The organism is Modicisalibacter xianhensis (genome assembly GCF_900113605.1).
Taxonomy (GTDB): Bacteria; Pseudomonadota; Gammaproteobacteria; order Pseudomonadales; family Halomonadaceae; genus Modicisalibacter; species Modicisalibacter xianhensis.
Window position 1 is genome coordinate 210,183 of record NZ_FOPY01000003.1, and the last position, 26,785, is coordinate 236,967.

21 protein-coding genes are annotated in these 26,785 nt (G+C 53.5%); 12 read left to right on the forward strand and 9 right to left on the reverse strand.

Annotated features, from left to right (window positions below):
- Window positions 1–7: 7 nt before the first annotated feature.
- The 9 genes from BM194_RS04445 to BM194_RS04485 all read left to right on the forward strand — a co-directional run bounded on the left by BM194_RS04445 (window position 8) and on the right by BM194_RS04485 (window position 16,426).
- Window positions 8–292, forward strand: a complete 285-nt coding sequence (locus tag BM194_RS04445) for a helix-turn-helix transcriptional regulator (protein ID WP_092844112.1) — start codon at window positions 8–10, stop codon at window positions 290–292.
- Window positions 293–497: 205 nt separating this feature from the next.
- Entirely contained in the window at window positions 498–3,764 is a 3,267-nt protein-coding gene (locus tag BM194_RS04450; RefSeq protein ID WP_092844114.1) for a DUF499 domain-containing protein, read from the forward strand.
- Window positions 3,765–3,773: 9 nt separating this feature from the next.
- Window positions 3,774–4,406, forward strand: coding sequence for a DUF7680 family protein (locus BM194_RS04455; RefSeq protein ID WP_092844116.1), 633 nt, complete (start codon window positions 3,774–3,776; stop codon window positions 4,404–4,406).
- Window positions 4,407–4,517: 111 nt separating this feature from the next.
- On the forward strand, window positions 4,518–7,760 hold the full coding sequence (locus BM194_RS04460; protein WP_218155358.1) for a DUF1156 domain-containing protein: 3,243 nt from the start codon (window positions 4,518–4,520) through the stop codon (window positions 7,758–7,760).
- A 104-nt stretch (window positions 7,761–7,864) separates the two neighbouring features.
- A complete protein-coding gene (locus BM194_RS04465) occupies window positions 7,865–8,155 on the forward strand; it encodes a nucleotidyltransferase family protein (RefSeq protein WP_092844118.1) in 291 nt (96 codons plus the stop codon).
- Window positions 8,148–8,510, forward strand: coding sequence for a HepT-like ribonuclease domain-containing protein (locus tag BM194_RS04470; RefSeq protein ID WP_092844120.1), 363 nt, complete (start codon window positions 8,148–8,150; stop codon window positions 8,508–8,510). The genes BM194_RS04465 and BM194_RS04470 overlap by 8 nt, the downstream gene beginning before the upstream one ends.
- A gap of 39 nt (window positions 8,511–8,549) precedes the next feature.
- Complete coding sequence (locus tag BM194_RS04475; protein ID WP_177223343.1) at window positions 8,550–12,341, forward strand: helicase-related protein; 3,792 nt, start codon at window positions 8,550–8,552, stop codon at window positions 12,339–12,341.
- Window positions 12,342–12,530: 189 nt separating this feature from the next.
- On the forward strand, window positions 12,531–14,336 hold the full coding sequence (locus BM194_RS04480) for a DUF262 domain-containing protein (protein ID WP_092844124.1): 1,806 nt from the start codon (window positions 12,531–12,533) through the stop codon (window positions 14,334–14,336).
- Window positions 14,333–16,426, forward strand: coding sequence for a DUF262 domain-containing protein (locus BM194_RS04485; RefSeq protein ID WP_092844126.1), 2,094 nt, complete (start codon window positions 14,333–14,335; stop codon window positions 16,424–16,426). The genes BM194_RS04480 and BM194_RS04485 overlap by 4 nt, the downstream gene beginning before the upstream one ends.
- A gap of 65 nt (window positions 16,427–16,491) precedes the next feature.
- On the opposite strand, the gene BM194_RS04490 is transcribed toward BM194_RS04485, so the two are convergent.
- The 4 genes from BM194_RS04490 to BM194_RS04510 all read right to left on the reverse strand — a co-directional run bounded on the left by BM194_RS04490 (window position 16,492) and on the right by BM194_RS04510 (window position 20,549).
- Window positions 16,492–17,484 carry a tyrosine-type recombinase/integrase gene (locus tag BM194_RS04490; RefSeq protein ID WP_092844128.1) on the reverse strand — a complete coding sequence of 331 codons (993 nt, stop codon included), beginning with the start codon at window positions 17,482–17,484 and terminating at the stop codon, window positions 16,492–16,494.
- Between the two features lie 980 nt (window positions 17,485–18,464).
- Complete coding sequence (locus tag BM194_RS04500; protein ID WP_092844132.1) at window positions 18,465–19,040, reverse strand: hypothetical protein; 576 nt, start codon at window positions 19,038–19,040, stop codon at window positions 18,465–18,467.
- Between the two features lie 163 nt (window positions 19,041–19,203).
- Complete coding sequence (locus BM194_RS04505; RefSeq protein WP_092844134.1) at window positions 19,204–19,512, reverse strand: hypothetical protein; 309 nt, start codon at window positions 19,510–19,512, stop codon at window positions 19,204–19,206.
- A gap of 113 nt (window positions 19,513–19,625) precedes the next feature.
- The gene (locus BM194_RS04510; protein WP_092844136.1) at window positions 19,626–20,549 is read right to left on the reverse strand and encodes a LysR family transcriptional regulator; all 924 of its coding nucleotides are present in this window, start codon (window positions 20,547–20,549) and stop codon (window positions 19,626–19,628) included.
- Between the two features lie 273 nt (window positions 20,550–20,822).
- On the opposite strand from BM194_RS04510, the gene BM194_RS04515 reads away from it, so the two are divergent.
- Window positions 20,823–21,062 (forward strand): hypothetical protein, encoded by a 240-nt coding sequence (locus tag BM194_RS04515; RefSeq protein ID WP_092844138.1) that lies wholly within the window; start codon window positions 20,823–20,825, stop codon window positions 21,060–21,062.
- 84 nt (window positions 21,063–21,146) lie between these two features.
- Here BM194_RS04515 and BM194_RS04520 read toward each other — a convergent pair whose 3' ends face one another.
- Both BM194_RS04520 and BM194_RS04525 read right to left on the reverse strand, forming a co-directional pair.
- The gene (locus BM194_RS04520; protein ID WP_092844140.1) at window positions 21,147–21,755 is read right to left on the reverse strand and encodes a flavodoxin family protein; all 609 of its coding nucleotides are present in this window, start codon (window positions 21,753–21,755) and stop codon (window positions 21,147–21,149) included.
- A gap of 24 nt (window positions 21,756–21,779) precedes the next feature.
- Window positions 21,780–22,004, reverse strand: coding sequence for a DUF2188 domain-containing protein (locus BM194_RS04525; protein ID WP_092844142.1), 225 nt, complete (start codon window positions 22,002–22,004; stop codon window positions 21,780–21,782).
- 156 nt (window positions 22,005–22,160) lie between these two features.
- Between BM194_RS04525 and BM194_RS04530 the strand changes: the two genes are divergently transcribed.
- Window positions 22,161–23,879: a catalase gene (locus BM194_RS04530; protein ID WP_092844144.1), complete on the forward strand. Its 1,719-nt coding sequence runs from the start codon at window positions 22,161–22,163 to the stop codon at window positions 23,877–23,879.
- Between the two features lie 93 nt (window positions 23,880–23,972).
- Here the strand turns inward: BM194_RS04530 and BM194_RS04535 are convergent, their stop codons facing one another.
- Window positions 23,973–24,851 (reverse strand): DMT family transporter, encoded by an 879-nt coding sequence (locus BM194_RS04535; RefSeq protein ID WP_092844146.1) that lies wholly within the window; start codon window positions 24,849–24,851, stop codon window positions 23,973–23,975.
- A gap of 89 nt (window positions 24,852–24,940) precedes the next feature.
- Here BM194_RS04535 and BM194_RS04540 point away from each other — a divergent pair, with 89 nt between their 5' ends.
- Window positions 24,941–25,546, forward strand: coding sequence for a histidine phosphatase family protein (locus BM194_RS04540; protein WP_177223344.1), 606 nt, complete (start codon window positions 24,941–24,943; stop codon window positions 25,544–25,546).
- Window positions 25,547–25,562: 16 nt separating this feature from the next.
- Here BM194_RS04540 and BM194_RS04545 read toward each other — a convergent pair whose 3' ends face one another.
- The gene (locus tag BM194_RS04545) at window positions 25,563–25,994 is read right to left on the reverse strand and encodes a SpoIIAA family protein (protein WP_092844336.1); all 432 of its coding nucleotides are present in this window, start codon (window positions 25,992–25,994) and stop codon (window positions 25,563–25,565) included.
- 178 nt (window positions 25,995–26,172) lie between these two features.
- The gene (locus BM194_RS04550) at window positions 26,173–26,757 is read right to left on the reverse strand and encodes a porin family protein (protein WP_092844148.1); all 585 of its coding nucleotides are present in this window, start codon (window positions 26,755–26,757) and stop codon (window positions 26,173–26,175) included.
- Window positions 26,758–26,785 lie beyond the last annotated feature (28 nt).

Sequence of the window (26,785 nt, forward strand, 5' to 3'; positions counted from 1 at the left end):
AAGAGAAATGACTAACAAAGAGAATGATCTAAAAAAAGAGGCGGCGGACGAAGCGCAGGTAGAAGATGCTGGTGAAACCCGGCGATCTCCGGTCTTTCTCCGGATGAAAAAGCTAATTGAAAAGATTGGCCTGTCAAGATCCACAATTTACAACAAGTTAAATGAAAAGTCGCCTTCCTACGATCCTGCTTTTCCTAAGCAGAGGCGCATCGGGCTAGGCGCGGTTGGTTGGGACGAAGCAGAAGTAGAAGCTTGGATGCAACAGTGTGTACGGAAAAGAGAGGACCTGTAGTAGAAGGTAGGTTGGCCCGCGTTTCGTAGCTGTATAGGCCTGGCAGATGTGACTTGGCTCTTACTCTGCTAAGGGAGGATAGCGTAACATGGCAAAAACGACTGATAACTAGGCTAGTGCGGAGGGGCTTCTGGGGAGCGCCTCTCGATAGCTAAGAGCCGCAGCGCGAAAGCTCCGTTGCGGCACACCCAGCAGGGAGCAGTACATGCGAGACGTTCTTTCTACTTGTCAGCCACGCGCCGAGATTTTAGCGGGCACCTTCAACCCTGAGATCTTTACAGCCAGCCTGAGCCGTGTGTTGGGTGATTACCACAAGGGAGAGGCTCGAGAGGGGGCTAGCTCTCTCTATTCCGATCCAGTGGTTTTCTTCCGAGATGCGACGCACCCAACCCAAGGGCTTTGCACGATTCTGGACAATGCCCTGGCGAGGCTGACTAACGGCGACTTGTCGCGTCCGGCCATCCAGCGTCTCGATACTGCCTTCGGCGGAGGTAAGACCCACACGCTGATTGCTCTGGCGCACGCTGCCATGCAAGGCAAGCCGCTGGCGGAGCATATGGCAGGGATAGTAGCACCTGAGCGCTTGCCTGAGCCCAACCACGTGAAGGTAGTAGGTATTATCGGTGATACCGTAGATACGCTACGGGAGACAGCCGGCGGGGCGTCGCCCAAGCCAAATACGCTCTGGTGGCTGATTGCTCAGCAGACCCTTGCCTCCGAACAGCAATCTTCTATCCAGGCACGCCTGGAGGATGCCTCAGCGCCAGCTTCTGATGAGTTCTTCGAGACCCTCTTCGGCGACAAGCCAACCCTGATCATCATCGATGAGATTGCTCAGTATTTGTCTCGCATGGAGGCTGCTTTTCCAGGCTTGGGCGCTGAGCAGTCGGCAGCGTTTCTAATGTCGCTTTCAACCTATGCTGCAGGTAAGCCTAACGTAGCCGTCGTGCTGAGCCTGGCATCGGCAACCAATGCCTTCGGGAGCTTTAACAAGCTAATTGGAAGCCTGAAAAGTACGCACGGTTTCACCGATGCGCAGGCTGAAGCTATCGTGGCTGATGCACAGAAGAGTGTGCTAGACGTCGTCAACCGCACCTCGGAAGCCACGACGCCAGTTCAGGAAGGCGATCTGTCGCGTATTATGGCCAAGCGGCTATTCGTATCGGTCGACTTGGAGGCAGCAAACGAAGTAGCCACAGCCTTCATCGAGACCTACCGCCAGGCAGGGACAGACCTGCCGGCTGGGGCCAATGACCCGCAGTTGCATGATCGACTGGTGGCTCACTACCCGTTTCATCCTACGCTGATTGAGTTCCTATCCGAGGAACTGGCCCAGGTAGAAAGTTTCCAAGGCACCCGTGGTTTGCTACGTACCTTGGCCCGGGCCGTGCGGCGCATCTGGGAAGCCAAGCTCGCGATCCCCTTGATCCAGACCGGCCACATCGATTTGTCCGATGGCACTATCCGAGGCGAGCTGCTCGGTAAGACGGACAATACCGACTTTGTGGCTGTGCTGGACTCCGATATCAGTAAGGCGTCGGGTACCCAAGCCACCAGTCGTACCGTCGCCGAAGAACAGGATCATGCCAACCCACACCCGGATGGTTACCCAGTACATGAATGGGCGTGGCGCGTGGTCTTCCTGCACAGTTTAATCGGTCGCGGAGGCGGCCTACAGGACGAAAAGTTCGGTATCGACATGACCTCGGCGGTCTATGAGATGGCATCGCCTGCCATCAAACCGGCCACTGTGCGTTCTGCGCTGGAGACTATCGAGCGTGAGGCGAATTACCTTCGTGAGCGTAACGGGCGGCTCTATGCCGATACTGTGCCGACGCTTAACAATATTCTCCGCCGTATCGAAGGTAGTGTAGCCTATCAAGAGGCAATGATGCGTGTGGAGCAAGTGGTACGCAGGCTGATCGAGCGATCTGCTGTCTTCGAGGTCCATGCCAATATCACTGATGGTGAAGGCATTCCCGATAAGTCTCGCAAGCCTCAGCTGGGCATCGTTGCCTTTGAAGCTGAAGGAATCGACCCGGCTCTTTTCATCGAGCGCCGTGGCGATGCGGTGCGCGAGTACCAGAACCAAGTGTTCCTGCTAGCCCCCAGTACTACCCATATCGCTGGAGCGACATGGACAGAGTCCCGTACCCAACAAGAGCACCGAACGCGCCAGAACATCCTGACCTTGGCGCGCAAGGCTATAGCCGTCGAGCGCCTCAAGGAAAACCCTGAAAATTGGGGGGTCAGCCACGATCAGCTGCAGAAGGGCGAATTCAAGGATCGAGCCGCCAAGAGCCCTGCTGAGCTGCGCACGGCCATTGATGAAGCCTACCGTTTCCTGATCTACCCGAGCCGCGATGGCGGACGGGTAGTGGTGCGTGATCTCGGCAAGCGCGGCGCTGGCCCCACAGCGGGCGGCTCCAGCGGCCTGCACTTGGAGGATGCTATCCTCAAGCAGCTGGCCGAGGAAGGAGAGCTAATCACCGAAGAGCGCGCATCCACCGCAGAAGCGATGACGCTGTTGGGCAAGCTATTCTTCGAGAGCCTTAAGCAGGTCAACGTTAGCGATCTCGTGGAGCGCTTCGCGACGCGACGTAACTGGCCGATCCTGCAGCGTCCGGAGTTGTTGGCCACTGTACTTGTGGAAGGCGCCAAGCGCAGCAGTTGGTGCCTGGGCCACATGCCCGACAAGAAGGCCCACAAGCCCGATGCCCTTTATCACAAAGACAACCCGCCACCGCTGACGGCAGCGCCCCTAGAGCAGTGTGGAGAGGGCTGGATTCTCTGTACCAAGGAACACGCCAAGCAGTTGGGTTGGCTGGAAAGCATCGTGCGTGATCCGAATACCGTAGCGGCCTGGATCGAGCAGACGATCGAGAGTCGGGACCAGGTTGACCTAAGCCAGTTACCACAAATTATCGAGCAGGAGCATGACAAGGTCGATCCACACGTGATGCAGCAGCAACTGGAATACCTCTTTGCTCAGAAGCAGCTGGTGGCCTATCCCAAGGAAGCCTTCAATGAGAAAGGGGATGCGGACCCTGACCAGGCAATGACTGGTGATACCATACCGGTGGGCGGCGTTGCTGGCGGGATCGTCGTGCCTTATCAAACGGCACAGGCGCGTGGCTGGATCAGAAAACCGAAGGTTGAAAACCGCTCCTTCGTGTTGAGAGCACCTGATAAGGTCAAGCAGCTCTTCAACCTGCTTTCGGGAACGGCACTCAGCCAGTCCACGACTGAGATACAGAATCTGCAGATTATGGCAGAAACCCCTGATAAGGGCCGCTTCCAGCTAGGTATGGGCCCCACCAACGTAGGCGCCTTGGTGGAGAGCCGGGCTCTGTTTGCGGCTTTGAATAATCGTTTACGCTTCGAGCAGGGTAGACACGAAGTGCGTCTGACCTTGGGTGAGCTGGACCAAAACTGTAAGTTCACCAAAATGCTCGAGCAACTGGAAGGATAAACACGACCGATGGCCACTTCTGCCACCCAGCCTGGGTTCCGTGCGCGTCGTAAGAGCTCACAGGCCGATGAAGCGCAGCTGGCAAAGCTGGCCAGGCGTTCACCTTATGTGCTACGCCTGACCCGTCACAAGGACATGCCGCCTCCTGTATTGACGATCAAAGAGCGCATTGCGCCGGAAGATCGTGATGATGTGGAGGGCCTGTCCAACCCACGTGCCAAGACTGTGGAGCGTGGCAGCCTCTATGGGGAGTCAGTACGGGCCTGTCTACCCGTGCTCAAGCGTATTCTTGAGGAAGTGAAGGATGAGCAGGGCATTCCGTTGGGCCTGGAACGTTTCATGTCGGCTCAGGGGCTGAAACAGACAGACATCAACTTTCCTCTGGATGAAGCCGCCGGGGCTCGCTTGGCTTTGTTCTTCCGCCTACAGAGCAAAGTAAAGGATGTCGACCGGATTGAGCTGATTGGCCGACGGGTGGCCATGTTCTCTCGGGAGGAGGCTGTGTATTGGCTGGCGAACGTGACCACCTCGGACCCGGCCCTGCGTAGCTGGGCCACCAGTGGGCTGCGCATGCTGCTGTGTGGTGAGGCCGGCGATAAGCGCGTGCCGCGTATTCTGGAGCGGATTCGTGCCCGTGGCTAATGGATATAAATCGATGTGGCCCGCTGAGCGGGGCCGTAGGCAGCCAGTGCCAAGAATAATGATCAGCCAGGTCCGTTGCCTGGCTGTCGCCATGTTTAAGGAAACAGCAGTATGGATGTCAACGAATCAGGTCTAACAGCTAACAGCATGTCGGCCAGTAGCAATGCACTATCTCCGCTCGGCGATCAACGCCTGATCGAAGCCGGCTTTCCCTGTCACCAGGTGGGAGCGGAAACCCAGCGCGAGCGCGGTGCCAGCTCGGCGCTACCGCCGCTCTACTATCTGCACGTGTGGTGGGCACGACGCCCCCTCACGCCCAGCCGTGCAGCTATCCTGGCTTCCTTGTTGCCCGCCGATGCCGACCCCGAGCAGTTTATACGTGACTTGGGGATCGTGCGGTGGCAGGCCAAGCTAGGGAAGGAGCGGTGGACATTGGTCAGCGATACCATCACCAAGCGGCTTTATCAGGAAGAAGACGGCAACTGGGTGCTGCCCGTCGACAAGACGGTGCTCAAGGCAGTGGAAAAGGAGCAGCAGCGCCGTGAGGCCTGCCGCGAAATGATCGATCAACTGGAACAGGCTAGTCCCGAGTTTCAGGAAGATCCCGTGGTGCAGGGCTGGAAGGCAGATGTCCAGGAGCTGCCCACCATGGGCATCTATACTGGTGCCAGTCTGGAGGTCATGCAGGCAACCGCTGACCCTGCCGGCGTCAAGGAGAAGATCGAGTTTGCCAAGCGCGATGATGTGAAACAGGTACTAGGCAAAGCCATCCGCTGGGACCCGGAAGACTCCTACGGATATTCCCGCGCCTTTGCTACGCCTACCGAGCCATTGCCTGAGGATCAGCGTAAGGTGGTGCTTGATCCAACTTCCGGTGGCGGCTCAATCCCCTTCGAGGCGCTACGCCTCGGCCATAAGGTGATTGCCAACGAGCTCAATCCGGTTGCTAGCGTCATTCTCAAGGCGACTCTCGATTATCCTGTGCGCTTCGGTGAGAGCCTGCTGGCCGATATTCAGGAGTGGGGCGAAAAGCTAAGGGAGAAGGTCGAAGCCCGAATGGCTCCCTTTACTCCTTTCAGCCCTATTCCCGCTGATCAGCGGGCTAAGCTAGAAGCCTATCTATACAAACACCCTGAGTTGGTGGAAGAGTACTCTGCCGAGCATGACCATATGGGCTTGCTTTATTGCCGCCAAGTCACCTGCCCTCACTGTGAAGGCGATGCGCCGCTACTAAATTCACTATGGTTATCGAAAGAAGGTGGCAACTGGGCAGTTTCTATTCAGCCGCACCATGATCGAACGGTGCATTTCGAGCCCTTCGAAGTTACCAGTACTAAACGTGGTCCCAGAGGGGAAGATCTGGACGCGGGAACTGTTAGCCGCGGCGTCGGACAGTGTGTGCATTGTCATCAAGCTATCTCAGCGGAAGAAATCAAGCGGCAGGCTCGTGGCGAATCAGATTACGGCAACTGGAAGGATGTACTCTACTGTGTAGTAGGGATTCGAATAGAGCCAAAGCTAGATAAGGGGGGTGAGATCCAGCGCTTCACTTCGGGGAAACAAGAAGGCGAGATTAAAACTAGGAAAGTTCGTTATTTTCGAGCCCCTAACCAGTCGGATTTTGAGGCCCTGAGGTCTGCAGAAAAGGAGATGCAAGATAGCCTCCTTGGTTTTGAGATGAAAGGGCTGGTGCCCAATGAAGAAGTTCCGGAGGGGTATAATACTAACCAAATTAGGCAGTTTGGTGTTGCGTCCTGGGTTGATATGTTTTCGCCTAGGCAGCTTCTAGGGAATTTGAGCATGATGGAAGCCATGCAAGACCTAAAGCCACTAATTAATGGTAGAGTTGAAGAGGAAAGGTTTAAAGCAATTGTTACTTACCTGCAGTTTGCTATAGACAAAGTTGTTGATTATAATTCAAGGCAAACGCGTTGGCATAATGGGCGCGGGGTTATGATTGGCACATTTGGAAGGCACGACTATTCTCCGAAATGGACTTATGGAGAAATGGTGATGTCTGGCTCTAGCCCTGCTTTGAAGTGGGGGGTTTCTCAAGTTGTTGATGCTTATAAAGGGTTGTGTAAGTTAGTTGATAATGTTAAATCTGAAGATTCAGATGTCTCTGTCAGAGGCTGCAATTCTGCGTTTGGCATGCCTTACTTACTTGATGAATCTGTTGACTTAATTGTTGCTGATCCTCCTTATTACGATAATGTGCATTACAGTGAGCTTTCTGATTTTTATTATGTTTGGCAAAAAAGGAGTTTTGTCGACATCTATCCAGAATGGTTTTCAACTTCAGTGGTTGACAAACAAGAGGAGGCTGTGGCGAATAGGATTAGGCACGGGAGCCAGAGGAGGAGTAAGGATTTTTATCATAAAGCGATGAGCGGTATCTTTTCTGAGTGCCGGAGAGTTGTAAAAAAAGATGGGTTAATGACCCTGATGTTTACGCATAGGAGTCAAGATGCTTGGGAGGCATTGACTTCATCTATTTTGCTTTCCGGCTGGAATATTACTTCTACATTTCCTGTTGAGTCAGAGAATACTAACTCCCTCAGCCAAATGGATATGGCTGCAGCATCAACAAGTATTTTTATTGCTTGTCGTCCATCTGATCACTCTAATCGTGGCACCTCCAGTTGGGCCTATGAAGTCAAAGGCAAGCTGGAAACCGCGGTGCGCGAAGGGCTGGGAGAGTTCGAGCGCCTCAAGCTCAATCCCATCGACCGCATGATCGCCTCCTGGGGCCGAGCCCTGCGCGTCTACTCCGCCCACTGGCCAGTGCAGGATGGCGACGAAGATGTACCGCCCACCCGCGCCATGCAAGAGGCGGCCCGAGTGGTGGCCGAGGAAGAGGTCAGCCGGCTCTCAGGTGGCCTAGTCACTGTCGATGATCTGGACGCCGAGTCTCGCCTGGCCGTCATTGCTTTAGGGATCAATGGTCTGGGCGATTTCGCCTTCGACGATGCGCTGCAAATGAGCCGCTCGCTTAACTTCCGCCTACAGAGCCGCAACGGCAACTACCGCGTCAGTGATGATTTAGTGGCTTATGCCAATATCGGTGAAGACGAGCGCGCCGCTCCGCTGGTTATTCGCGGCAACAAGCTGCGCCTGCTCAAGCCTGAGGAACGGGCCGCAGCGCGCCTGGAAAACCCACAGACTCTGTGGGACGTGTTGGGTGGGCTGATCACCACCTACCGCGACGGTGGCATCGTGGCCGCGCGTAACTTCCTGACTCAGCATGGCAAGCGCGACAGCGATGCGCTACGCGGCCTGCTCAAGGTCTGGGCCAAGGAATGCCGCGACGATGAGCTCAAGCGTGAGGCCCAACTGATCGACTACGAGCTTTGAGACTCGAATAAAGGTTAACTTAGGTGCTAGTAAAGGTCGGTGCGACTGCAGGTTGCTTATCTCAGCTGCACCGATTTGGTTTAGGCGGACGGAAGGGGAGCGAGATGAATCGTGAAAGGACATTGCGGTTGCTGCATGACCATCTGCCAGTGCTTGCTCGCGAGTTTGGTGTCAAGGAGCTAGCATTATTCGGCTCTATGGCACGGGACCAAGCTCGAAAGGACAGCGATATCGATGTCCTGGTCAGCTTCGATGGCCCAGCGACGTCTGCACGCTACTTCGGTACTCAGTTCTATCTAGAAGATCTGCTGGGTCACCCTGTCGATCTGGTGACAGATAAAGCCCTGCGCCCTGAGCTTAGGCCGTTTGTCGAGCGCGAGGCATTGCATGTCTGAGCAAAAGCCGCAGCGAGAATGGCGCTTCTATATCGATGACATGATTGGTTTTGCTGAGAAGGTACTCTCTTACACAGAAGACCTTCAACAGCATGATTTCGTTTCGCAGGACATTACTTACGATGCGACCCTACGCAACTTGGAGCTGATCGGCGAAGCAGCTACCAGAATTCCAGCCGAAGTCTGTTCCGCCCATCCTGAAGTACCTTGGCGGCTGATAATCGCGACCCGTAATCGTTTGATCCATGCCTATCTGGGGATTGATAACGACACCGTGTGGAGCATTATTCAGGAAAACATTCCCGAACTTCTGAAAATGCTGGAAGCGATTAGGGACAGGTACCGCAATGATTGAGCAGGCCGGAACGATGGGGAAGGGTGTATGAGGCCAGGTATGGTGATAAGAGACTTCGATTGGAAGCATAGCTACGCGACCTCCGACATCCGTGAGGACGGGAAACTTGTAGATATCCTTCATGATTTCTATATCCCTGCCTTGTCACGCGCCACTCGGTATGACCGTGTAGCGGGGTATTTCACCTCATCGTCTCTGGCGGCAGCGTCACAAGGTTTCTCACGTTTTGTAGAAAACGGCGGGGTAGCACGCTTCGTGGTCGGTATGCAACTCGACCCAGAGGATGCTGCTGCTATCTTGCGGGGTGATACCTCTCGTGCCGATAGGGTGATGCTGGAGCAGCTTGACATTACGCCTTCATGGCCTGACGCCGTGCGTCACGGGGTGGAGCTACTGGCCTGGATGGTCACTCAGGGCTATTTGAGTGTGCGTGTAGGGTTACGGGTGCATGCTCAGGAGGGTACGCCGCAACCGCTAGATTTTGCTCAGGATGGCTACCTGCATGAAAAATGGTTCATTCTGGGTGACGAAGAGGATGAAATTTATATATCGGGATCACTCAACGAGTCCCGTACGGCTCTGGCGGTCAATGCTGAGAACATTACGCTACAGCCCTCTTGGATCTCTGATTGGAACAGAAGCATTCTGAAGGACAAGCACCGCAGCTTCGAGGCGCTGTGGCTGGGCAAACATCCCGCCATCAAGACCTTCTCCTTACCTGAAGCGGTGCATGCCAGGCTGGTCAAGATCGCAAGCAACGTAACGGGGTTGTTCGAAATCGATGGTACTCCGATGCCATACCATCCGATGCCGGACCAGAAGCAAGAGGTGCGTGAAGCTGACGAGATCCAGCCAAGCCTTGCTGAGCGGCTACGGTTTGCAATGATTCGGCTGGCCCCTTTATTACCTGGCGGTGAGCAGGTGGGCATTGAAACGACACCGATCGAGCCTTGGCCACACCAGCGCTTCGTTGCTAACCGCTTATTAGAGACTTACCCCCGCAATCATCTGCTCTGCGATGAAGTGGGCCTGGGCAAGACTATCGAAGCAGGTCTAGCTTTTCGTGCTCTTTGGTTAAGTGGCAGGGCCCGCTCGATTCGGGTATTCGCTCCGGCTTCATTAACAGCCCAGTGGCTGGTTGAAATGGCTGAAAAGTTTTTCTTGCCTTTTTACCGCCGCACTAACAGCAAGGGTCGCTGGGAATGTATCGACATGCTCAGCGGTGAGACTATCCAGGGTGATGGGAAAATGTTCGACAGCCCGTTGGAGATAATCTCAACCGGGTTGGTGATCAATCGTCACGGTGGACGCCTGTTGGCAGGCCTCCCTGAAACGGATCTGGTGCTGGTCGATGAGGCCCATAAGGCAAGGCGTCAGACCCCAGACAACCAAACGGCTGTGCCCCGGTTTAATAAGCTCTACCAGGAGCTCCAGAGCGAGCTATATGGCAAGTCTCGAACCTTGCTACTGGCTACGGCGACGCCGATGCAACTTAACCGGGTAGAAGCCTTTGATCTGCTTAAGCTGATGCCTTCTGCCGGCGCCGTGCAGTTCTCAGAAGATTTGTGCGAAATTTTCTATCGCACTCGAGACAAGCTGCTCAATCGTGAGCCCATGGCAGACTATGAGAGCGAATGGCTACGACGATACCTGAATGATGTACGTGCGTCTTCACCGGAGCAATGGCGGTTTGTACATAACCATGTTCTGAGCTTTTTCGGGCAGACCGGGCTTGAGGACTTCGTTGAACGTTGGCTAGAGCCAATGGACTGGGATGAGGTACAGCCGGCACTGAGCCTGTTGGCACCACTTGGCCGCAGCATGTTACGGCATACCCGTTCGCTTTTGCGCGCCTATCAGCGCGAAGGCCTGTTGAATGCCAACTTGGCATGGAGGGAAGTCCACCCTAGCATCGTCAAACTCTCCGGTGTCGAGCGCGAGGTCTACGACCAGCTTCAGGATTACTGTGCCGAGCTAGCTAGCCATATTGCCGCCAACATGGAGGAGGGACGTCAACGGGCCGCAATTGGCTTCTATCTCAGCTTCCTGCGGCTGCGCTATGCGTCATCCTTTTACGCTCTGCGTTGCTCTCTCGAGCGCCGCTTGGTCAAGATCCGACAGACACTGGACCATAAAGCCCAGCAGTTCGCCAATAGCGATATTGACCGCGAAGAGCTGGAGGAGATGTCCGACGAAGAAGTAGAAGGATTGGTGCTTAAGCATCGTACCGAGAGCGACCTTACCTGGGAGCAGGGGGCTGTATCTCGCTTGCTTGCCACTATGGACCGGTTGCCCTCTACTCCACGCAAAATGCAGCAGCTCCTGCAGGATATCGATCAGCGTCGAGTGAGCGGGACAGACCGGGTTCGCCAATTGGTGTTGTTTACTCGCTATGCCGACACCATGAATTATCTCCATGACGAACTACGAAGGTTACTGCCTCGATGCCCGATGGGAACATTCTCCGGCGCTGGCGGCACCTTGCGCCGAGCCGGTGAGTACCATCCCGAGAGGATGGATCGCACCACTATCAAACAAAGTTTCGTTGGTGGGAACATCGACATCCTGCTTTGCACCGATGCGGCAGCCGAAGGTTTGAACCTGCAGAGTGCAGATCTGCTGATCAACTTCGACCTGCCCTGGAACCCAATGATGCTGGAGCAGCGCATCGGCCGTATCGACCGTATCGGCCAGCATCACGAGCATATCCGCGTCTTGAATTATCTATACCAGGACAGTGTGGAGGAAGTGGTCTATTCTCGGCTGGTCCAACGCTTCCGGGAAGCCCTTACCGTTTCCGGTGAGCTGCAGTTCTCCCTGTTGCCGATCCAACCCGAGGACTTCGAGGACTACGCTAAGGCAGATGGCGAACAGGGCAAGATTGATGAGGAAGAGCTGCTATGCCGAGCCTACGAGCATGCCAAGCGTATCAAGGAACGGCAACAGCTCACGGAATTCAAGGCTGATGAGCAGAAGGCAGCCTATGAAGCACTGGAGGCTCAGCAGCGGGCAGAGCCTCTGCCAGCAACCCTTGAACTCATCTGGAGCGCCATCAGCGAGAGTAAGTATCTCAGAGCACTGGGTGGAAGCATCGAAAGCTTCAGGCATGGAGACGCCTTCAGCCTAGTCGATGTGCCTGGGCTGCCTCGTGAGGTGTTGCTGACAACGTCACGTGACCTCTTCGAGCATGGCCTTGGCCAGGATGACCACCGTCGATTGCATTTCGCCACCTACGGTGATCCCGTCTTCGAGAAACTACTCGACTACATGCTTCAGCCACTAACAGAAGTGCAGACGGCTTGGCAAAACAGAAAGCCCTTGGTATCGATCCGTATCGATAATCATGAACTGCGCACCTTAGAGGATGCCCTCGACACTGAGCCTCCCGAAGACAGCCAGATTGAGCTGAAAGAACGCTCCCTGCCACTTCAGGGGCGTCAGGATGACAGAGTAGGTCGGCAGCAAAAGGTAATGTTGAATTCAGCCTCTGCCAGCTTGGCGTCACAGAAATTGAACTCCAGCCCTGATTCACAGAATAACCAGATCTCTGAAATTGACCGTTTCCGCGTCGATGTCAATAACCGTCACGGACAGCGCGTGCATTTAAACTTCGACACACCAGATCGCAACAGCATGCTAGCAGTGCGAGAGAAGCTATTATGGCCAGTTGCACAAAAGGGAAACGGTTTGGTCGTTGATGCTGACCCGCTGCTGTTGACTGCTTCACGGGATGTTATTTTCAGGCAACTGGGCGATAGAAATTGCCGGACCAGCCATGATGTCGCGAGACGCTTGACGATACAAGCAGAGGAGCTTGCGGCTCGGAGCTGAGGTGAGCGTGGCTATGTAACCGCCTTCGATCTTTATTAGGCGGTTGGCCATTTATTAAAATAAAGCTTTTCTGATAAGCACTAAATTAATTTGATTGTATTGTTTCGATATTTTTGGTGCGACTAGTCAAGAAAAGCTACAAGAAAAGGCCTGGCAGGAGAATTAGCGTGACAGAGGAATTAATCTAAAATGAAAGAGCTGATTTTTAGCCTTGACGAGATATTTGATAGAGAAACCACAGCGGGTTGTCTGTCGCAGTACACAGCAAATTTCTTTCATATCCCTGCTTACCAACGCGGTTATAAATGGTCTTCTGAGAAAGGTGGAGCAGTGACCATACTGCTTGACGACCTAAAGTCTGCATTCCAAAATAAAGAAGAAGAATATTACCTCCAGTACATTACTGTAAAGCGTAGGCCCTTGGTTGTCGGTGATCAGGAAATAGATTGTTTGGAAGTTATTGATGGTCAACAGCGACTTACAACTCTTTCTGTCTTGTTATCAGTGTTTAGTGCGCTTCTTGGAAACTCAAACTTAAATAAAAATATCGCAGCTGGAAAGCTGCACTATGCGGTACGTAGCAATTTCTTTGAAGAAAGTATTTATCCTTCAGATAAAGTGCTGCACCTTGCTGAAACGAGCTGGGAGGATTTGGTAACCATTAGGCCAGAGTTGGACAAGCAGGATATATACTTACTGCATGGTGCGGTCAAAGCCTGTTATCTGCTCATTTGTGAAATTGAAGAGCGGGTAGAGTTTTATCGCTATATCTTATCTTCAGTAAAACTAATAGTGAATTCTGTAGAAAGGCATATTAGTAGTGAAACAGTTTTCAGGAACCTTAATAGCAACAAGGTTCCGTTGACGGAAACGGAGTTAATTAAGGGGCTTTTGCTTACTCAAGCTGGCCGTAAGCGTGTCCACAATGCTGATAGCCATTTCAAGGAGGTACTGGAGGTAAGGCTGGGTTTAGGCAAGGATTGGGAGAATATACAGCGCTGGACCAGACAGGCACAGGTGCGTAACTTCTATTTCGGGAGCGCATCAGATGGCATGCATCAGTTATTGAAACTTACTGCTATGGGCCTAGCGAAGCTTACGAAGAGTAAGTTATCATTATCATCACAGAAGTATCCGCTTTTTGAATTTTATAGCCAGCTCAATGATGCAGACCAAGTACTGACACAGTTGATTGATATTCAGCAGCGCTTGGCTGATTGGTTCGATAATGATTATTTTTATCACGCTATCGGTTTCTGTCGCTTTGCTAAATCTAGCCCATATATAACCCTGCCATTTTTAAGAGCGTGTTTGGATAAGCCCAGCCGAGCTGACCTGAAGGCATGGTTGGGCGACTGTGTTAGGAGCTTGATCGGTATAGAAGAAGGTAACCTCAATGAAGTTGAAAAGCTGATGTATGGTGAAGACGACAATAGAATTCATGCAGTGCTGCTTTCGCTAAGCATATATCCAGATAGTAAGTATCGTGGCCGTTTCAACTTTGAGGCATTTAATAAAGAAGAATGGTCCCTTGAGCATATTTTTCCTCAGTCTCCAGAAGGCAAAGGGCAGGTCCTAAAAGAATCGCATAAAGAAAATATTCGGCAGCTGCTGCAGGACGCTAGTGAAGAAAAGGAAATTAGCGAACAAGTTGAGGAGGTTTTACAGTTGCCACAGAGAAGTACGGAACAGCGCGATGTCTATGAGAAAGCTCTGGAGGCAACGGGATGTATTAACAATATTGGAAATATTTGCCTATTAGCAAAAGGTGATAATAGTGCATTAGGGAACAAGTTTTTTGTTGATAAGAGAGTTGCCATCTTGCAGAGAATCCAGGCTGGAAGCTTTGTCCCTAAACATACTTTTGATGTATTTGCGAAGATGATAACAGGTCTCGATGATGACATAGAACAATGGACGGCGCATGATATTTCTTCTCACTCCAAACATGTATCTAGTTCACTTCATGCGGCCTTGATGAGAGGCGATTTATGAAAGCTGGTAAATATACTTATAAAGAGCTTTTCGTCAATCGTTATGTTAGAAGAATAATAGTACCAGAAATTCAACGTGATTATGTATGGAAAGAGCCGCAGCTGAAAGGTTTTTTGCAGTCGTTAACTGCGGATTTTAAAAAGTTTGTCTACGCTAGTGTGCCACAAGTAGAAAGTTTGGAAGATAACGATAAAAATGCTCAGCTGCAGCAGGATTTTGATCTGTTTTATCGAAAACGTAATTATTCGTCGAATATTGGTTTTATTTATGCGTACACAGATGAGCAATATCTAGGTCGCTATTTCCTGATCGATGGTCAGCAGCGCATTACTAGTATTTACCTGTTACTTTTAGTCCTAGCCGCTCGCTGTGGCGAGGCGGAAGAGTTCAACAAGTACTATCGCAAAGGAGGTTCGCCTGTCCTCGATTATCGAGTTCGTGACGCAACAAGCTTATTTCTCAACCGTACTGTTTATCTTCTGTTAAGTGATCCTGAAGCCGAGGTAACAGACCAGCCTTGGTTTCTTGACGGTTATAAGTTGGATGCTAGTATCAGTACAATGCTTTCAAATATTAATCTAATAAAGGCTTGGCTGGAGAGCTCTGGGCTGGATGAGAAGAGGTTTTTCAACTTTATCCAAGATTACACAGTGTTTTGGTATTTTGATACCAATATTAGCGCTCAAGGTGAGAATCTTTATATCTACTTAAATGCTAGGGGGGAGCAGGTCCAAGAAAATGAGAATCTTAAAGCGAATCTTTTATCACACTTAAACAGTGAGGAAGAAAAGGACCTTTGGGGAAAAAGGTGGGAAGACTGGCAAGATTTTTTCTGGCGTAAGAGAGAGGTTGTTCGAGGAGCGCCTAATCCTAGCGCGGATAAAGGATTCAATGCCTTTCTAGCCTGCATAGCTGCTTTAAAGCAATACCTTAGCGGTAATGCTAAATATCTTGTTCGTAATAACGCCGATAGTAAAGTAGCTGGAGGCGTTGTTTCGGATATTCTTGGCCTAGAAGATATAGAAAAGTACTTTCTGGTTCTGGAGTATCTGGATAGCTATCAACAAAAATTTTCAAATTTGTATGTATATGCGGATTGGGTTGGTAATTGCTTAAAAGATATTTGGGATATCCTCAATCAGGATAGAACAGACTGGTTTGTTGACTATTCGCAGCCGAGTGTTTTTTCTTCGCAGACAAATAACATGGTGCTTGTATGGGGGGTTGTGCATTGGGTAGCATCCTCTATCGAGTCGAATGTTCCTTTCGAGGTTGTTTTTAGAGGGATACGTAATTTTTACCTACGCTACCATAATAATGTTCGTGCAGCCTCGCATATCAAGGAAAGCGTAGAGCGTCTTCTAAGAGAGGGTTTTATAAGCAACGAGCCAGAAAAAGAAGAGTACCAACGGGAGCGTTGGCTAGCTAGGGTTAAAGATGAAATAACTAAGCGTGAGTTTGAATCGCTGCTTTGGAGTATTGAAGATCACCCGCTTAACCTGGATGGTTCTGATGTGGGTGGCGTTAATATTACGCATCTTTTGGAGTTCGATGGTGGGCTTACACAGGACAAGTTGCGTGCCATTAGAGATGCGTTCTATCATTGTTTCCCTTTACAGTCTAATAGAAACAAAAAACTCCAAAGCCTGTTGCTGCACTATGGGGCTTATTGGCAAAGAAAATCACCTTGGTATTATGAGAACTACCAATTTGATAACTGGAAGGCAATAATCAGAGGCTCTCCAGTAGGAGGGGTTCCTCAGAACAAGATTTTTCAACATTGCTTGATGGAGATAATGAGCTCAGGGAACGATGTTTCTGGCTTGCTAGAGGTTAAGCGAAATGGCTACGAGCCCGACGTCGAAAATAATGATTTGCGCTCACAATTGCTTTGGTATAATCACTATTTAGAAGAGTCTATGTGGAGCCAAGGTAATTTTATAGCCATTGGCAATGGCGGAGACGATGAGTGGGATGAAATTTTTCCTAGTAAAAAAGCCTTCCGCAATACAAAAGGAGATTTCAAAGGAGGGAGTCCAGTTAAACTAGCGAAGATTCTACCGGAAGAAGTAGAGTACATCCCTAGTTAATCAGGGTATAGAGCCCAAATAGCCCTAACATTGAAGCAGAAAGGGCGAAATGTAGGTGCAGGTGACTATAGAGGGGTGGGTAAAATAAAATTTGCCCACTCTTGCATCATGGCTCGCCGCTTCGCGAACAGGTCTCCCCGTCTATATGCTGCTTCCACTTTGTTTTCTATGGTGTGGGCCAACGCCATTTCGGCTACGTCTCGGGGATAGCTGGTGACTTCTCCAGTCCAGTCACGAAAGCTCGAGCGGAAGCCATGAGGGACGTAGTTATTGCACTTGCCATCTTGGCCATAGCCCATGCCTCGCATCAGCTGCAACATGGCCATATTTGAGAGGGGACGACCATGGCGTGCCCCTGGAAAGAGATAAGGGTTACCTTGCACTCGTGGCAGTTGCATCAGCAGTTCCATAGCTTGCCGTGATAACGGCACTCGATGCTCACGTCGCGCTTTCATCCGATCTGCAGGGATCGTCCACGTCTCGTTTTTGAGGTCGAGTTCCGCCCACTCGGAGCGTAAGGCTTCCGAGGTTCGTGTCGCTGTCAGTATCAAGAACTGTAATGCTTTAGAGGAGATACTGGTGTAGCCTTGGAGTTCAGCCATGAAAGCGGCGACCTCGTCATATGGCATGGCAGGGTGATGAACTACCTTTTTAACCCGGGATGGCTTGGCGAGCAGTTTGTCGAGATGGCCACGCCAACGAGCAGGATTGATGGGGTCTTTGTAATTATGCGCAGCAGCGTAGTCGAGCACGTTTTCAATACGCCCCTGTACTCGCTTGGCCGTTTCGGTCTTAGTGGTCCAAATAGGTGAAAGAACTTTTAAAACGTCCTGTGTGGTCACTTCATTGACCGGTTTGGACCCGATGACCGGCCTGGCATAGGCCTTCAATGTACTAACCCACTGGCGGGCATGCTTGGCATTCCGCCAGCTGCGGCGGTGAGCTTTGATATAGCGAGCTGCACAGCTTGTGAAGGTGGGAGTCGTCTCTTCTATCTGGCTCCTTTGCTCTACCTTTGCCTCCCTCTCCGCCACAGGATTATGAAGGGGATCAAGCATAGCTTGATCCCCTTCGTCGTTTTAGGCTCTCGAAATAGTCTCAAGATTATAAGCGAGCATATGCTCTTGCATCGTGACGCATATGTACTCCTGAGCTTGCCTTTCTTGACCCTTGCCCCAGAAATCGAGCCCATCGGCTTCGTTTCGTACTCAGAGGCTTACTACTTACTAGTGGTGGGCATCAGGTCACTTCGTACCGTTCGTTGGTTTCGCGAATCGGATGCGGAAGCGGAATTGAATGAGCCCGACCGGGGCCGGGCTCTGGACGGTGCATCATTGCGAGTCCCATCGAGCTTCCTTGCAACCCATCGTGCATCCTTGCACTCATGTGCAATGGCACCGGTTGTCCTTCCCTGCTCGACGACGAACACAGTGACACAGTTTTCCGTCTACAAATGTTGATCGATGTTAAATTCAGGAAATTTATTTCGTTGCTAATTAAACTTCGCTCCTGGGCTCGACACTTTTCTGGTCACCGATAAGAAGAGTGTGCTGGATGCAAAGTACTCCGAGCGGACAGGCTAGATCTCGTACACGTAGCCCCTCGGTCCAGAGAGCGCAGGCGGCGCCTGAGCGGCTGGAGCCTGCCAGTCAGGCCGATGCGCGTTATGTGTGGCTGCTGCGCTAGGTTTGTGGACTTGATCCTTGGCTTGAAGAGCCGTCATTTCGGGCTCACCGGGTTCCTGGAGAGAGAAATAGACGAGGGCCATCGAGAGGCAGCCTAGCGTCAGCGCGGATAACAGCAGCTTGTCCATTGATCGGTCTCCCCATGTAGCGATATCCAAGGCAGGGTACAGCAATGGCAGCCGAGGATGAAATTCCCTGCGAAGCGCTGCTCTCTGTCTAAGAAGGGCTTCAGTGCAGAGTTGACCAGTAAAACGCAACAAGCCCGGCTGCGCGTGAGCCGGGCTGGCTTGATAGCAGTTGTGATGAGGTCCAGCGATCAGGAAAGTACGGCCTTCACCGCTGTGCTGGCCTTCTTATCTGCCAGCTTTCGAGGTGTTTTCACGGTGGTAAATGTCAGAGAGTTCCTTCTTGAGAAGGTTAATGTTATCTCTGATCTTGTTGTTGATGTCTTTGATCCTGATACGTAGGTGCCCATGCTCAACGACGGCACGTTCGAAGAGATCCAGGGCGGTTTGCAGCGTCAGTTGATCATCACGACTGTAGAGCCGGTAGAAGGTTGGGCGAGGCAGCTTGGCTGAGGGAATACGGCTGGCCAGCAGCTCACGTCCATGCCAGTAGAACTGCCATTCCCCGCGCTCCTGGGGAGCGTCAACTGTTGAAGGGGGCGACGGTAGTTCATGCATTGCAAAGTATTCCTCTGGAGTTGGCGGCTGGTTGACGCGCTCTTGCAACTCCCGATACTCGTCTGCCAGTGTTTGGGTGGATTCGGCCAGGCCACCTTCGGCTTGAACGAAAGTAATCGTCGTATGTGCCTCGTGGTTTTCGAAGACCCCTTCAATATGGTGGTTGACCGGTATCCATAGGACACCATCTTCTACCATGGCCTTTGCCGGGATACGTCCTTCATAGGTGCGGGTCGTTTGCCTCATTGGCGAAGTTAGCCTTCTTCCATGAAATGATTTACAGACGTTAGCGCTATCGAGTGCAGTGACGCAAAGTTTCGGCCTCATGGCGTACCCTGAGGCAGTAAAGAAACACGCCCTGCCGTGGCGGGGCGTGTCTATGGCGACAGGCAGTTGCAGCTTGGCACGATCACCAGTCGCTCGGCTTTCTTGACGGGGTTTTTCCTTGCTGCCAGGCACGATTGGACGTCATTTGCCTGACTGGCTGTTGGAACATATGACGCGCCTTGATCAGTCCATCGCTGTCATCGACGCGGTTTTCGCGTCTGGCTGCAGAAATCGCGGCTTCGCTCGTGCCTTTAAATGCTTGCTGCTGGGTCACGCGCTGGGATAGTGGCTGCTGCAACGCTTGATAGGCTCTATCGGACGCTGTACTTGCCAGTACAGGCGCCGACAGTAGCGCTGACAGAAGAAGGACCATCGCTTTATCGGTGTTCATGACCTGATCCTCGTGGTGGGGCAATACGTGCCCGCCAAGAAAGGATTGATCAGGCTTGCCTGAGTTACGAATCGAACGCGGCGAATGCTTACATCAAGGGCATTGATGAAAACCTAGGCAACGATAGGGGGAACAGAATTACCGAAGTGTGATTGAACCAGAGCGCGTAACCAGAACTCGGCAGGATCGTTATCCTGGGCACTGCGCCAAGCCAGGGAAAGCGTGAATGCAGGAACGTCGAATGGTACGTCTTCGGCGCGAAGCTTGTCCCTTGTCTGCAATGCTGCAGCCAGATAGTCAGGGACGGTCGCAATGATATCGGTGCCCGAGAGGAGGGCGCCTAGACAACTGAAGTCGGAAACGGCGAGTATGACCTTTCGTTTACAGCCCATCTTGGCCAAGTGAGTGTCGATACATCCGCTCAGGTCGCCCGCGAAGGAAACCAGGGCATGAGGGCGCGAACAGTAGGTTTCCAGAGACAAGGGTTCGGGGGCAGTATCGGCTCGCAAGACCTTGGGATAGGCGTGTCGTAGCTCCTTGCATCGGATATCGGCTGGCAAGTCACGCATGCAGCATACCCCCAGCGAGATATCGCTGCTGTGCAACAGGTCTGGCATTGCCAAGTAATTGGCTCGCCTGATGACCAGAGTCACATTGGGCGCCGTATAGCGGAGTTGACGCAATAGCCGTGGGAACAGGCTGAACTCGACATCGTCCGACAGCCCGATTCGAAATGTGCTGTAGCTGGTAAAGGGATCGAACGCTTGTGTCGTGCTAAGTGCCTGTGTAATGGAATCCAGGGCAGGATGGAGGTGGCGATAGATTTCCAGGGCCCGGCTGGTGGGTTCCATGGTGCGCCCGGCCCTGACAAATAGCGGGTCGTTGAAAAGATGGCGCAGACGCGACAGGGCAGCACTGATCGCCGGTTGACCGAGGAACAGCTTCTCGGCGGCATGCGTCACGCTGCGCTCATGCATGAGTGTTTCGAAGACGACGAGCAAATGGAAATCGACTCGACGCAAGTCGTTGCGGTTCACTAATGCCTCCCAATCCCGTAGAAGACAAGTCACTACTCGGCTAAAGGAATGCCTCATACCCATAGGCGAATGGGATAAACACTTTTCTATTTAGCTTCTTGGTACTGCGCTTGCTGGTTTATATCCTCAATTTGTTAATTTATTTGACGCAGGACAGGAAGAACGCCATCCATGATGGTGTGGCGTTTCGCGCTCATCTAAAGTTGCCTTGCTACGTCAGGAGGCGTAGCCAGCAGGCATGAATCAAGAATCTTGAATCAGGAAGCGAGTCGGATGATCACCAAAGAGGAAATCGATCTTGCCAGGAAGGCCCCGTGGCTGAACCTGCCGCGTGTCGACGATGAAGGTCCGGAGAACGATGCTTTGTTCCTGGTAGGTTTGCAAATCGAGCAACTCACCCAGCAAGCCGATACTGATACCGCTATCGAAGAAGCAGTGGAAGCTTATTCCACCGTAGGCCTGGATCACGACCTGGCCGAGACAGCCGTCATGTATGTGAAGTGCTGGGGATAACCGTAAACAAGCAGCCCTCCCGGTAAACAAGCCAAGGCATGTGCCTTGGCTTGTTGTATATAACGTTGATTGGCTCGCATCACGCTATTGCTGGGCCGGGTACGTTTCCTGCTTGAGCAACTTGGCCAGATAGACACAATTGCGTGCCAAGGCCTGGTTGGATTGCTTCACCATCTCCGGTGGTTCGTCGAGATCCTGGTAGTCCGTGCCTTGCATGGCCTCTCCGACCCAATAGGTCGAGGCGTTGGCAGGTATCGTAAATCCCACATCGTTCAGGCCCTGGAAGACTTCGGCCATGACATGATGGGCGCCATCCTCGTTGCCAACGACGGCGGCCGCAGCAACACGTCCATAAGACAGCATGCGCCCCGCATCATCAGTCTCGCTGAGTAGTGCATCCAGACGTTCCATGACGCGCTGACAAATGCTCGAAGGATGCCCCAGCCAGATGGGTGACCCCAGGATGAAGATATCCGCGTCGAGTATTTTCTGGCGGATCATGGGCCAGTCGTCACCTTCGCCCTCGTCGGACGTCACGCCTGGCTTGATATTGTAGTCGGCGGCACGCAACAACTCCCCATGTACTCCGAGTGTGTCGAGTTCAGCCAACACTTCGTCAAGCAGCCTGCCGCAAGAGGACGGCGCCGGCGATGACTTCAAGGTACAGTTGATTGCCAGAGCAGAGAGGGTCACGTTGATCTCCTTGTCTTGACCGGTTCAGCCTTTCGAACGGCGAGGATCGATGCTGCGCGGGTAAGTGCGCTCATCGGTGATTTGCCCCTCCGAACTGTGAATCTTGACCGAGCCCCGCTTGTCGCTCATGTACTCCTGAGTCTTGTGGACGGCCTCTTCCTTGGTAGGCGCCTCGAGCAGGTCCTTTTCGGACCCTTCCCGACGCAAGTGCCAGTTACCGCCGCTTTTCGTCAGATGAAAGTTATCCATGAAGTGTCTCCTCTGGTGATCCTTTTCCAGAATGTTCTCTCAGCCTAGTCAAATAAGTTTTGGTTTTCACAACGATAGGAAGGGATTGCCTGACTTATTAGCGAGTGCTGTTACTCTGTGCTGGGACCGCTTGGCAGCCATATACGAGGAGACGCTATGAGCAACGGACAGGATACCGGTCGTCAATTGGCGAACCGGCAAGGGCATCCGATCACCAATAACCAGTCTCAGCGCACTATCGGTAGCCGTGGGCCGGCAACGCTGGAAAACTATCAGTTTCTGGAAAAGATCAGCCACTTCGACCGTGAGCGGATTCCCGAGCGCGTCGTGCATGCGCGTGGTTTCGTGGCCTATGGCGACTTCGAGGCGACCGGCAAGATCGGCGACGAGCCGGCTTCCAAGTATACGCGTGCCAAGCTCTTTCAGGAAGCCGGCAAGAAGACCGAACTGGCCATCCGCTTCTCGACCGTTATCGGGGGTCGCGATTCATCGGAGGCCGCTCGCGACCCGCGCGGCTTTGCGGTCAAGTTCTATACCGAAGACGGCAACTGGGATCTGGTCGGCAACAACCTGGCCGTGTTCTTCATTCGCGACGCCATCAAGTTTCCCGACGTCATTCACTCGCTGAAGCCGGATCCGGTCACGTTCCGTCAGGAGCCGAATCGCATCCTCGACTTCATGAGCCAGACCCCTGAATCCATGCACATGCTGACGCACCTGTTCAGCCCGCGTGGCATTCCGGCGAGCTATCGACATATGGAAGGGTTCGGCGTCAACACCTACAAGATGGTCAATGCCCAGGGTAAGACGTCCCTGGTCAAGTACCACTTCCATCCGCGCTGCGGAATTGCCAGCCTGACCGAGGAAGAAGCGGCCAAGGTGCAGGGTCAGGATCTCGGCTCGGCCTCCAAGGATCTGTACGAATCCATCGAGCGTGGTGACTATCCGCAGTGGGACATGTTCGTGCAGATCATGGAAGATCATGATCATCCCGAACTCGACTGGGACCCGCTCGACGACACCAAGATCTGGCCGGAAGACCAGTTCCCGCTGCGTCACATGGGTGTCATGACCCTCAACCGCAATGTGCAGGATTTCCATAACGAGAATGAGCAGATCGCCATGGGCACCGGCGTGCTGGTCGACGGTCTCGACTTCTCGGATGACAAAATGCTGATCGGCCGGACATTCTCCTACTCCGACACCCAGCGTTACCGGGTCGGCCCCAACTACCTGCAGTTGCCGGTCAACCAGCCCAAGGGCGTCAAGGGCAAGGTCTACACCAACCAGCGTGGCGGGGAAATGTCCTATGGCGTCGATCTCGCGCCGGGGCAGAATCCGCACGTGAACTACGAGCCGTCGATTCACAATGGCTTGCACGAGGCCGACCGCGAGGAGCCCAACAATCCGCCCGAGGTTTCCGGCCGCCTGACGCGCAGCGTGATCGAGCGCCGCAATGACTATATCCAGGCGCGTGCTCGTTACAACACCATGATGGATTGGGAGCGCGATGAACTCATCAACGTGCTCGGCGGCATGATGCAGAGCTGCGAGCTTGACGTTCAGGAACGCATGCTGTGGCATCTTTTCCTGGTCCATGATGACTATGGCAGCCGGGTCGGTCAGATGATCGGCATGAAGGCAGACGATGTGCGTCATCTTCAGCCGCTGCCCAAGCAGGTGCTGACCGAGGAAGACAAGCGTCGGCTCGAGAAGCTGGGCAACAATGGTGACAAGATCGACAATACGGTCTGGGGCCAGTGGACCAGCTCAGTCGTCAACCGTCAGGCCACGGCGGAGCAGGTGCTTACGGGCAAGCTGGATGACCATCTCTCCGGCGGAATGACTGCCCCGCAGCCAGAACTGAGCAAGTAAGCTGGGCAAGTAAGCCGAGCAAGTCGCAGCACTTGCATCACAGGCGTATCGAACCCGGGCATGGCGACATGCCCGGGTTTGCTGTATTCAGCCTCATGTACGGCCACGCAGTGTCAGCAGGACCCCGCCGATCACCACCAGGCTGCCCGTCATCTGCACCCAGGTGACCGTTTCGCCCAGCAACAGCCATGCGCCCAGCATGGTGAACACCGGCAGCAGGTTCAAGAACACCGCCGAGCGGGTAGGGCCGACATCGCCAATGGCGCTACTGTAGAGCAGCAAGGCGATGACCGACGGAAAAATGCCAAGGTACGCCAATCCCAAGGCCTGAGATGCATCGATGCGGGGAATGTCGCCTCGCCAGGCCCAGTCCAGCATGGCCAGCGGCGCCAGCACCAGGTTGGCGATGATCAGCATGGCCAGCAGCCCGCCATAACGGGGGAACTTGGCAATGTGTGACCTGACCAGCAGCGAATAGCCGACCCAGACAAGGATGGCCAGGAGCATGATGCCATCACCCACCGAGATACCCGTGGCATGCGTGGTGTCGCCTTGGGTGATGACCGCGACGGCGCCCGCCAATGACAGTACCACGCCCAACCACTGCAGCCCGCGATAGCGCTCGCCGAGCAGCGCGAAACCGATCAGGATCGTGACCACGGGAATGGTGGCTTCGAGTATCGCCACATTGGTGGGCGACGTGGTCTTCAGCGCGGCATAGATGAGTACATTAAAGAAAGCGACGCCTGTCAGAGACAAACCCAGCAGTGGCCGCCAATGGGTACGCAACGTGGGCAATGCCCGCAGCATCTGCGTCAGGCCCAGCGGAATCATCAGAAGCAGGGCGATGAATACCCGGGCCCACGAGATGGTCAGGGCGGGTAGATCGGCCAGCGCCTTGCCGACCAGGATGTTGCCTGAAAAGATCAGCACCGTCAGCAGCAGAAACAGGTAAGGGCGAAGCAGCGGCATTCACGCTCCAGCATCGTGTCGAAATCAGGTCGGGTGGCTCAGGGTAAGCCAAACTGGGGGGTATCGACAGCAATCATCGGGAGTGGCCCATGCGCCTGATAAACGGCATACGCGTGTTGTTGGCAGGTATCGCCATGTCGGGTTGGATGGCAGCCTTAGCGGCAAGTGCCACGGCACAGGACGTACCGGATACGCAGGCCTTGTGGGGCAGGCTGGCCCAGGGTGGCCATGCTGCCCTGATGCGCCATGCCATTGCGCCCGGTACCGGGGACCCCGACAATTTTGTAATGGAAGACTGTAATACGCAGCGCAATCTGTCGCCGGAAGGGCGGGAGCAGGCGCGTACCATCGGCGAAGCGTTCCGCCAGCATAAGGTCGGCGTGAGCGCCGTCTATTCTAGCCAATGGTGCCGGGCGCTGGATACGGCCAGGCTGCTCGACCTGGGAGAGGTCGAGCCGTTGCCGGCACTCAACTCGTTCTTTCGCCAACGTGAACGCGAGGCCGAGCAAACCCAGGCCCTCGAGCAGCGGCTACTCGAGATGGCAGCGGACGAGACCTGGGTGCTGGTGACGCATCAGGTCAATATCACCGCATTGACCGGGATCTTCCCACGCTCCGGGGAAATCGTCGTGGTTCGCCCCGACGCGACGACGGGTTCACTGATCGTGGTCGGCCGCCTCATGCCCGCTGACTGACGTGTCTTCCGATGACTCATACCGCCCGACGTGACCCGCCGCCTGGCTGGTTGGCGCTCGGGCCACCGAATGCCTCGGGTAGCTGGCAGACCCAGGTCATGGCGTCCTGTTTCTCCCGGTTGGAAAAGACTCGAACCTTGATCGGATGAAACAGCTGGTTTTCCAGCATGGCGACAGGGCGTACCCAGAGGCGGTTGGACGTCACCGCGACACGGTGGAAATGTTCCAGCTGGCCGATCTGCGTCAGGCCGTAGCCGATGTCACGGATGAGCGCCGTGGCGGTCAGCCAGCGCATGGCATCGATCTCGGCATACAGGCTGACCTTGGGGTGCTGGCGCTTGGCATCCTCGATGGCGTCGATGACCACTTGTAATTCATCGGCGGTGACACGGCCCGCCGCACGGAACGCGACCACATGCGGTGACGGGGCAACGATCAACTCAAGCATGGCTGCAACCTCGCGAATGAAACGCTCGCTTAAGCGTAGCACCCTGGAGCCGATCTGCTGCCTTGGATGGGGGCAAGCCTGGTTGGCGATGAGGGGGCCGGGCCCGTTCATCCTTCCTGAAGGTAATGTCCCCTCGAAAAAGGGGACATTGGGTAAACCATGAAGTGCTTACTGTTATTCAGAAACGATAACTCAGGCCAGCACTGATGGCGGTGAGGGTAAAGTCGTATTGGTCGGATTCGTCCAGATACGTCACATATTCGACGGAGCCGGCCATGGTCGGCGTAAAGTTGACTTCAGCACCCACACCATACGAGAAATCAGATTCCGTTTCTTCAACCTTGCCTATAGGCGAATCAAACTGACTCTCGATGCCGGTATAGCCAAGTAGGGCGTATAGCGCCAAGGTATCAGCGAGTGGCAAGTACCCGATGCCATAAAGGCCATACATGTAGTCGACGCCAACATCAACGCCTGACTTGTAATCCTCGACCGTCACTTCTTCATCGGAGAGTCCCATGTCGACCCGAGCTTCCAAGGCAAAGTAATCCGTCACGAAGTAGCCAACCCGGCCAATCAAGGCATCAGGCTCGGCTTCTAGGTCGAGATCATATTCCTGGCCAAGATAATCGTAGTCATATTCGGCTTCGTAATTGAGCTTGCTGTACTGCAGGCCGACATAGCTTGACCCGGTAGGTGCAGCGAAGACGGGGCCGGAAATAACCACAGTCGATAAGAGTGCGCAAATGATTTTTCGTTGCATGATGTTTCCTGGCGGTTGTTACTAATTG

Excerpts from the sequence above, each read along its gene's own strand:
- BM194_RS04445 (WP_092844112.1), top strand. The coding sequence starts at position 8 with ATGACTAACAAAGAGAATGATCTAAAAAAAGAGGCGGCGGACGAAGCG.
- BM194_RS04450 (WP_092844114.1), top strand. The coding sequence starts at position 498 with ATGCGAGACGTTCTTTCTACTTGTCAGCCACGCGCCGAGATTTTAGCG.
- BM194_RS04455 (WP_092844116.1), top strand. The coding sequence starts at position 3,774 with ATGGCCACTTCTGCCACCCAGCCTGGGTTCCGTGCGCGTCGTAAGAGC.
- BM194_RS04460 (WP_218155358.1), top strand. The coding sequence starts at position 4,518 with ATGGATGTCAACGAATCAGGTCTAACAGCTAACAGCATGTCGGCCAGT.
- BM194_RS04465 (WP_092844118.1), top strand. The coding sequence starts at position 7,865 with ATGAATCGTGAAAGGACATTGCGGTTGCTGCATGACCATCTGCCAGTG.
- BM194_RS04470 (WP_092844120.1), top strand. The coding sequence starts at position 8,148 with ATGTCTGAGCAAAAGCCGCAGCGAGAATGGCGCTTCTATATCGATGAC.
- BM194_RS04475 (WP_177223343.1), top strand. The coding sequence starts at position 8,550 with ATGGTGATAAGAGACTTCGATTGGAAGCATAGCTACGCGACCTCCGAC.
- BM194_RS04480 (WP_092844124.1), top strand. The coding sequence starts at position 12,531 with ATGAAAGAGCTGATTTTTAGCCTTGACGAGATATTTGATAGAGAAACC.
- BM194_RS04485 (WP_092844126.1), top strand. The coding sequence starts at position 14,333 with ATGAAAGCTGGTAAATATACTTATAAAGAGCTTTTCGTCAATCGTTAT.
- BM194_RS04490 (WP_092844128.1), bottom strand. The coding sequence starts at position 17,484 with ATGCTTGATCCCCTTCATAATCCTGTGGCGGAGAGGGAGGCAAAGGTA.
- BM194_RS04500 (WP_092844132.1), bottom strand. The coding sequence starts at position 19,040 with ATGAGGCAAACGACCCGCACCTATGAAGGACGTATCCCGGCAAAGGCC.
- BM194_RS04505 (WP_092844134.1), bottom strand. The coding sequence starts at position 19,512 with ATGAACACCGATAAAGCGATGGTCCTTCTTCTGTCAGCGCTACTGTCG.
- BM194_RS04515 (WP_092844138.1), top strand. The coding sequence starts at position 20,823 with ATGATCACCAAAGAGGAAATCGATCTTGCCAGGAAGGCCCCGTGGCTG.
- BM194_RS04525 (WP_092844142.1), bottom strand. The coding sequence starts at position 22,004 with ATGGATAACTTTCATCTGACGAAAAGCGGCGGTAACTGGCACTTGCGT.
- BM194_RS04530 (WP_092844144.1), top strand. The coding sequence starts at position 22,161 with ATGAGCAACGGACAGGATACCGGTCGTCAATTGGCGAACCGGCAAGGG.
- BM194_RS04535 (WP_092844146.1), bottom strand. The coding sequence starts at position 24,851 with ATGCCGCTGCTTCGCCCTTACCTGTTTCTGCTGCTGACGGTGCTGATC.
- BM194_RS04540 (WP_177223344.1), top strand. The coding sequence starts at position 24,941 with ATGCGCCTGATAAACGGCATACGCGTGTTGTTGGCAGGTATCGCCATG.
- BM194_RS04545 (WP_092844336.1), bottom strand. The coding sequence starts at position 25,994 with ATGCTTGAGTTGATCGTTGCCCCGTCACCGCATGTGGTCGCGTTCCGT.
- BM194_RS04550 (WP_092844148.1), bottom strand. The coding sequence starts at position 26,757 with ATGCAACGAAAAATCATTTGCGCACTCTTATCGACTGTGGTTATTTCC.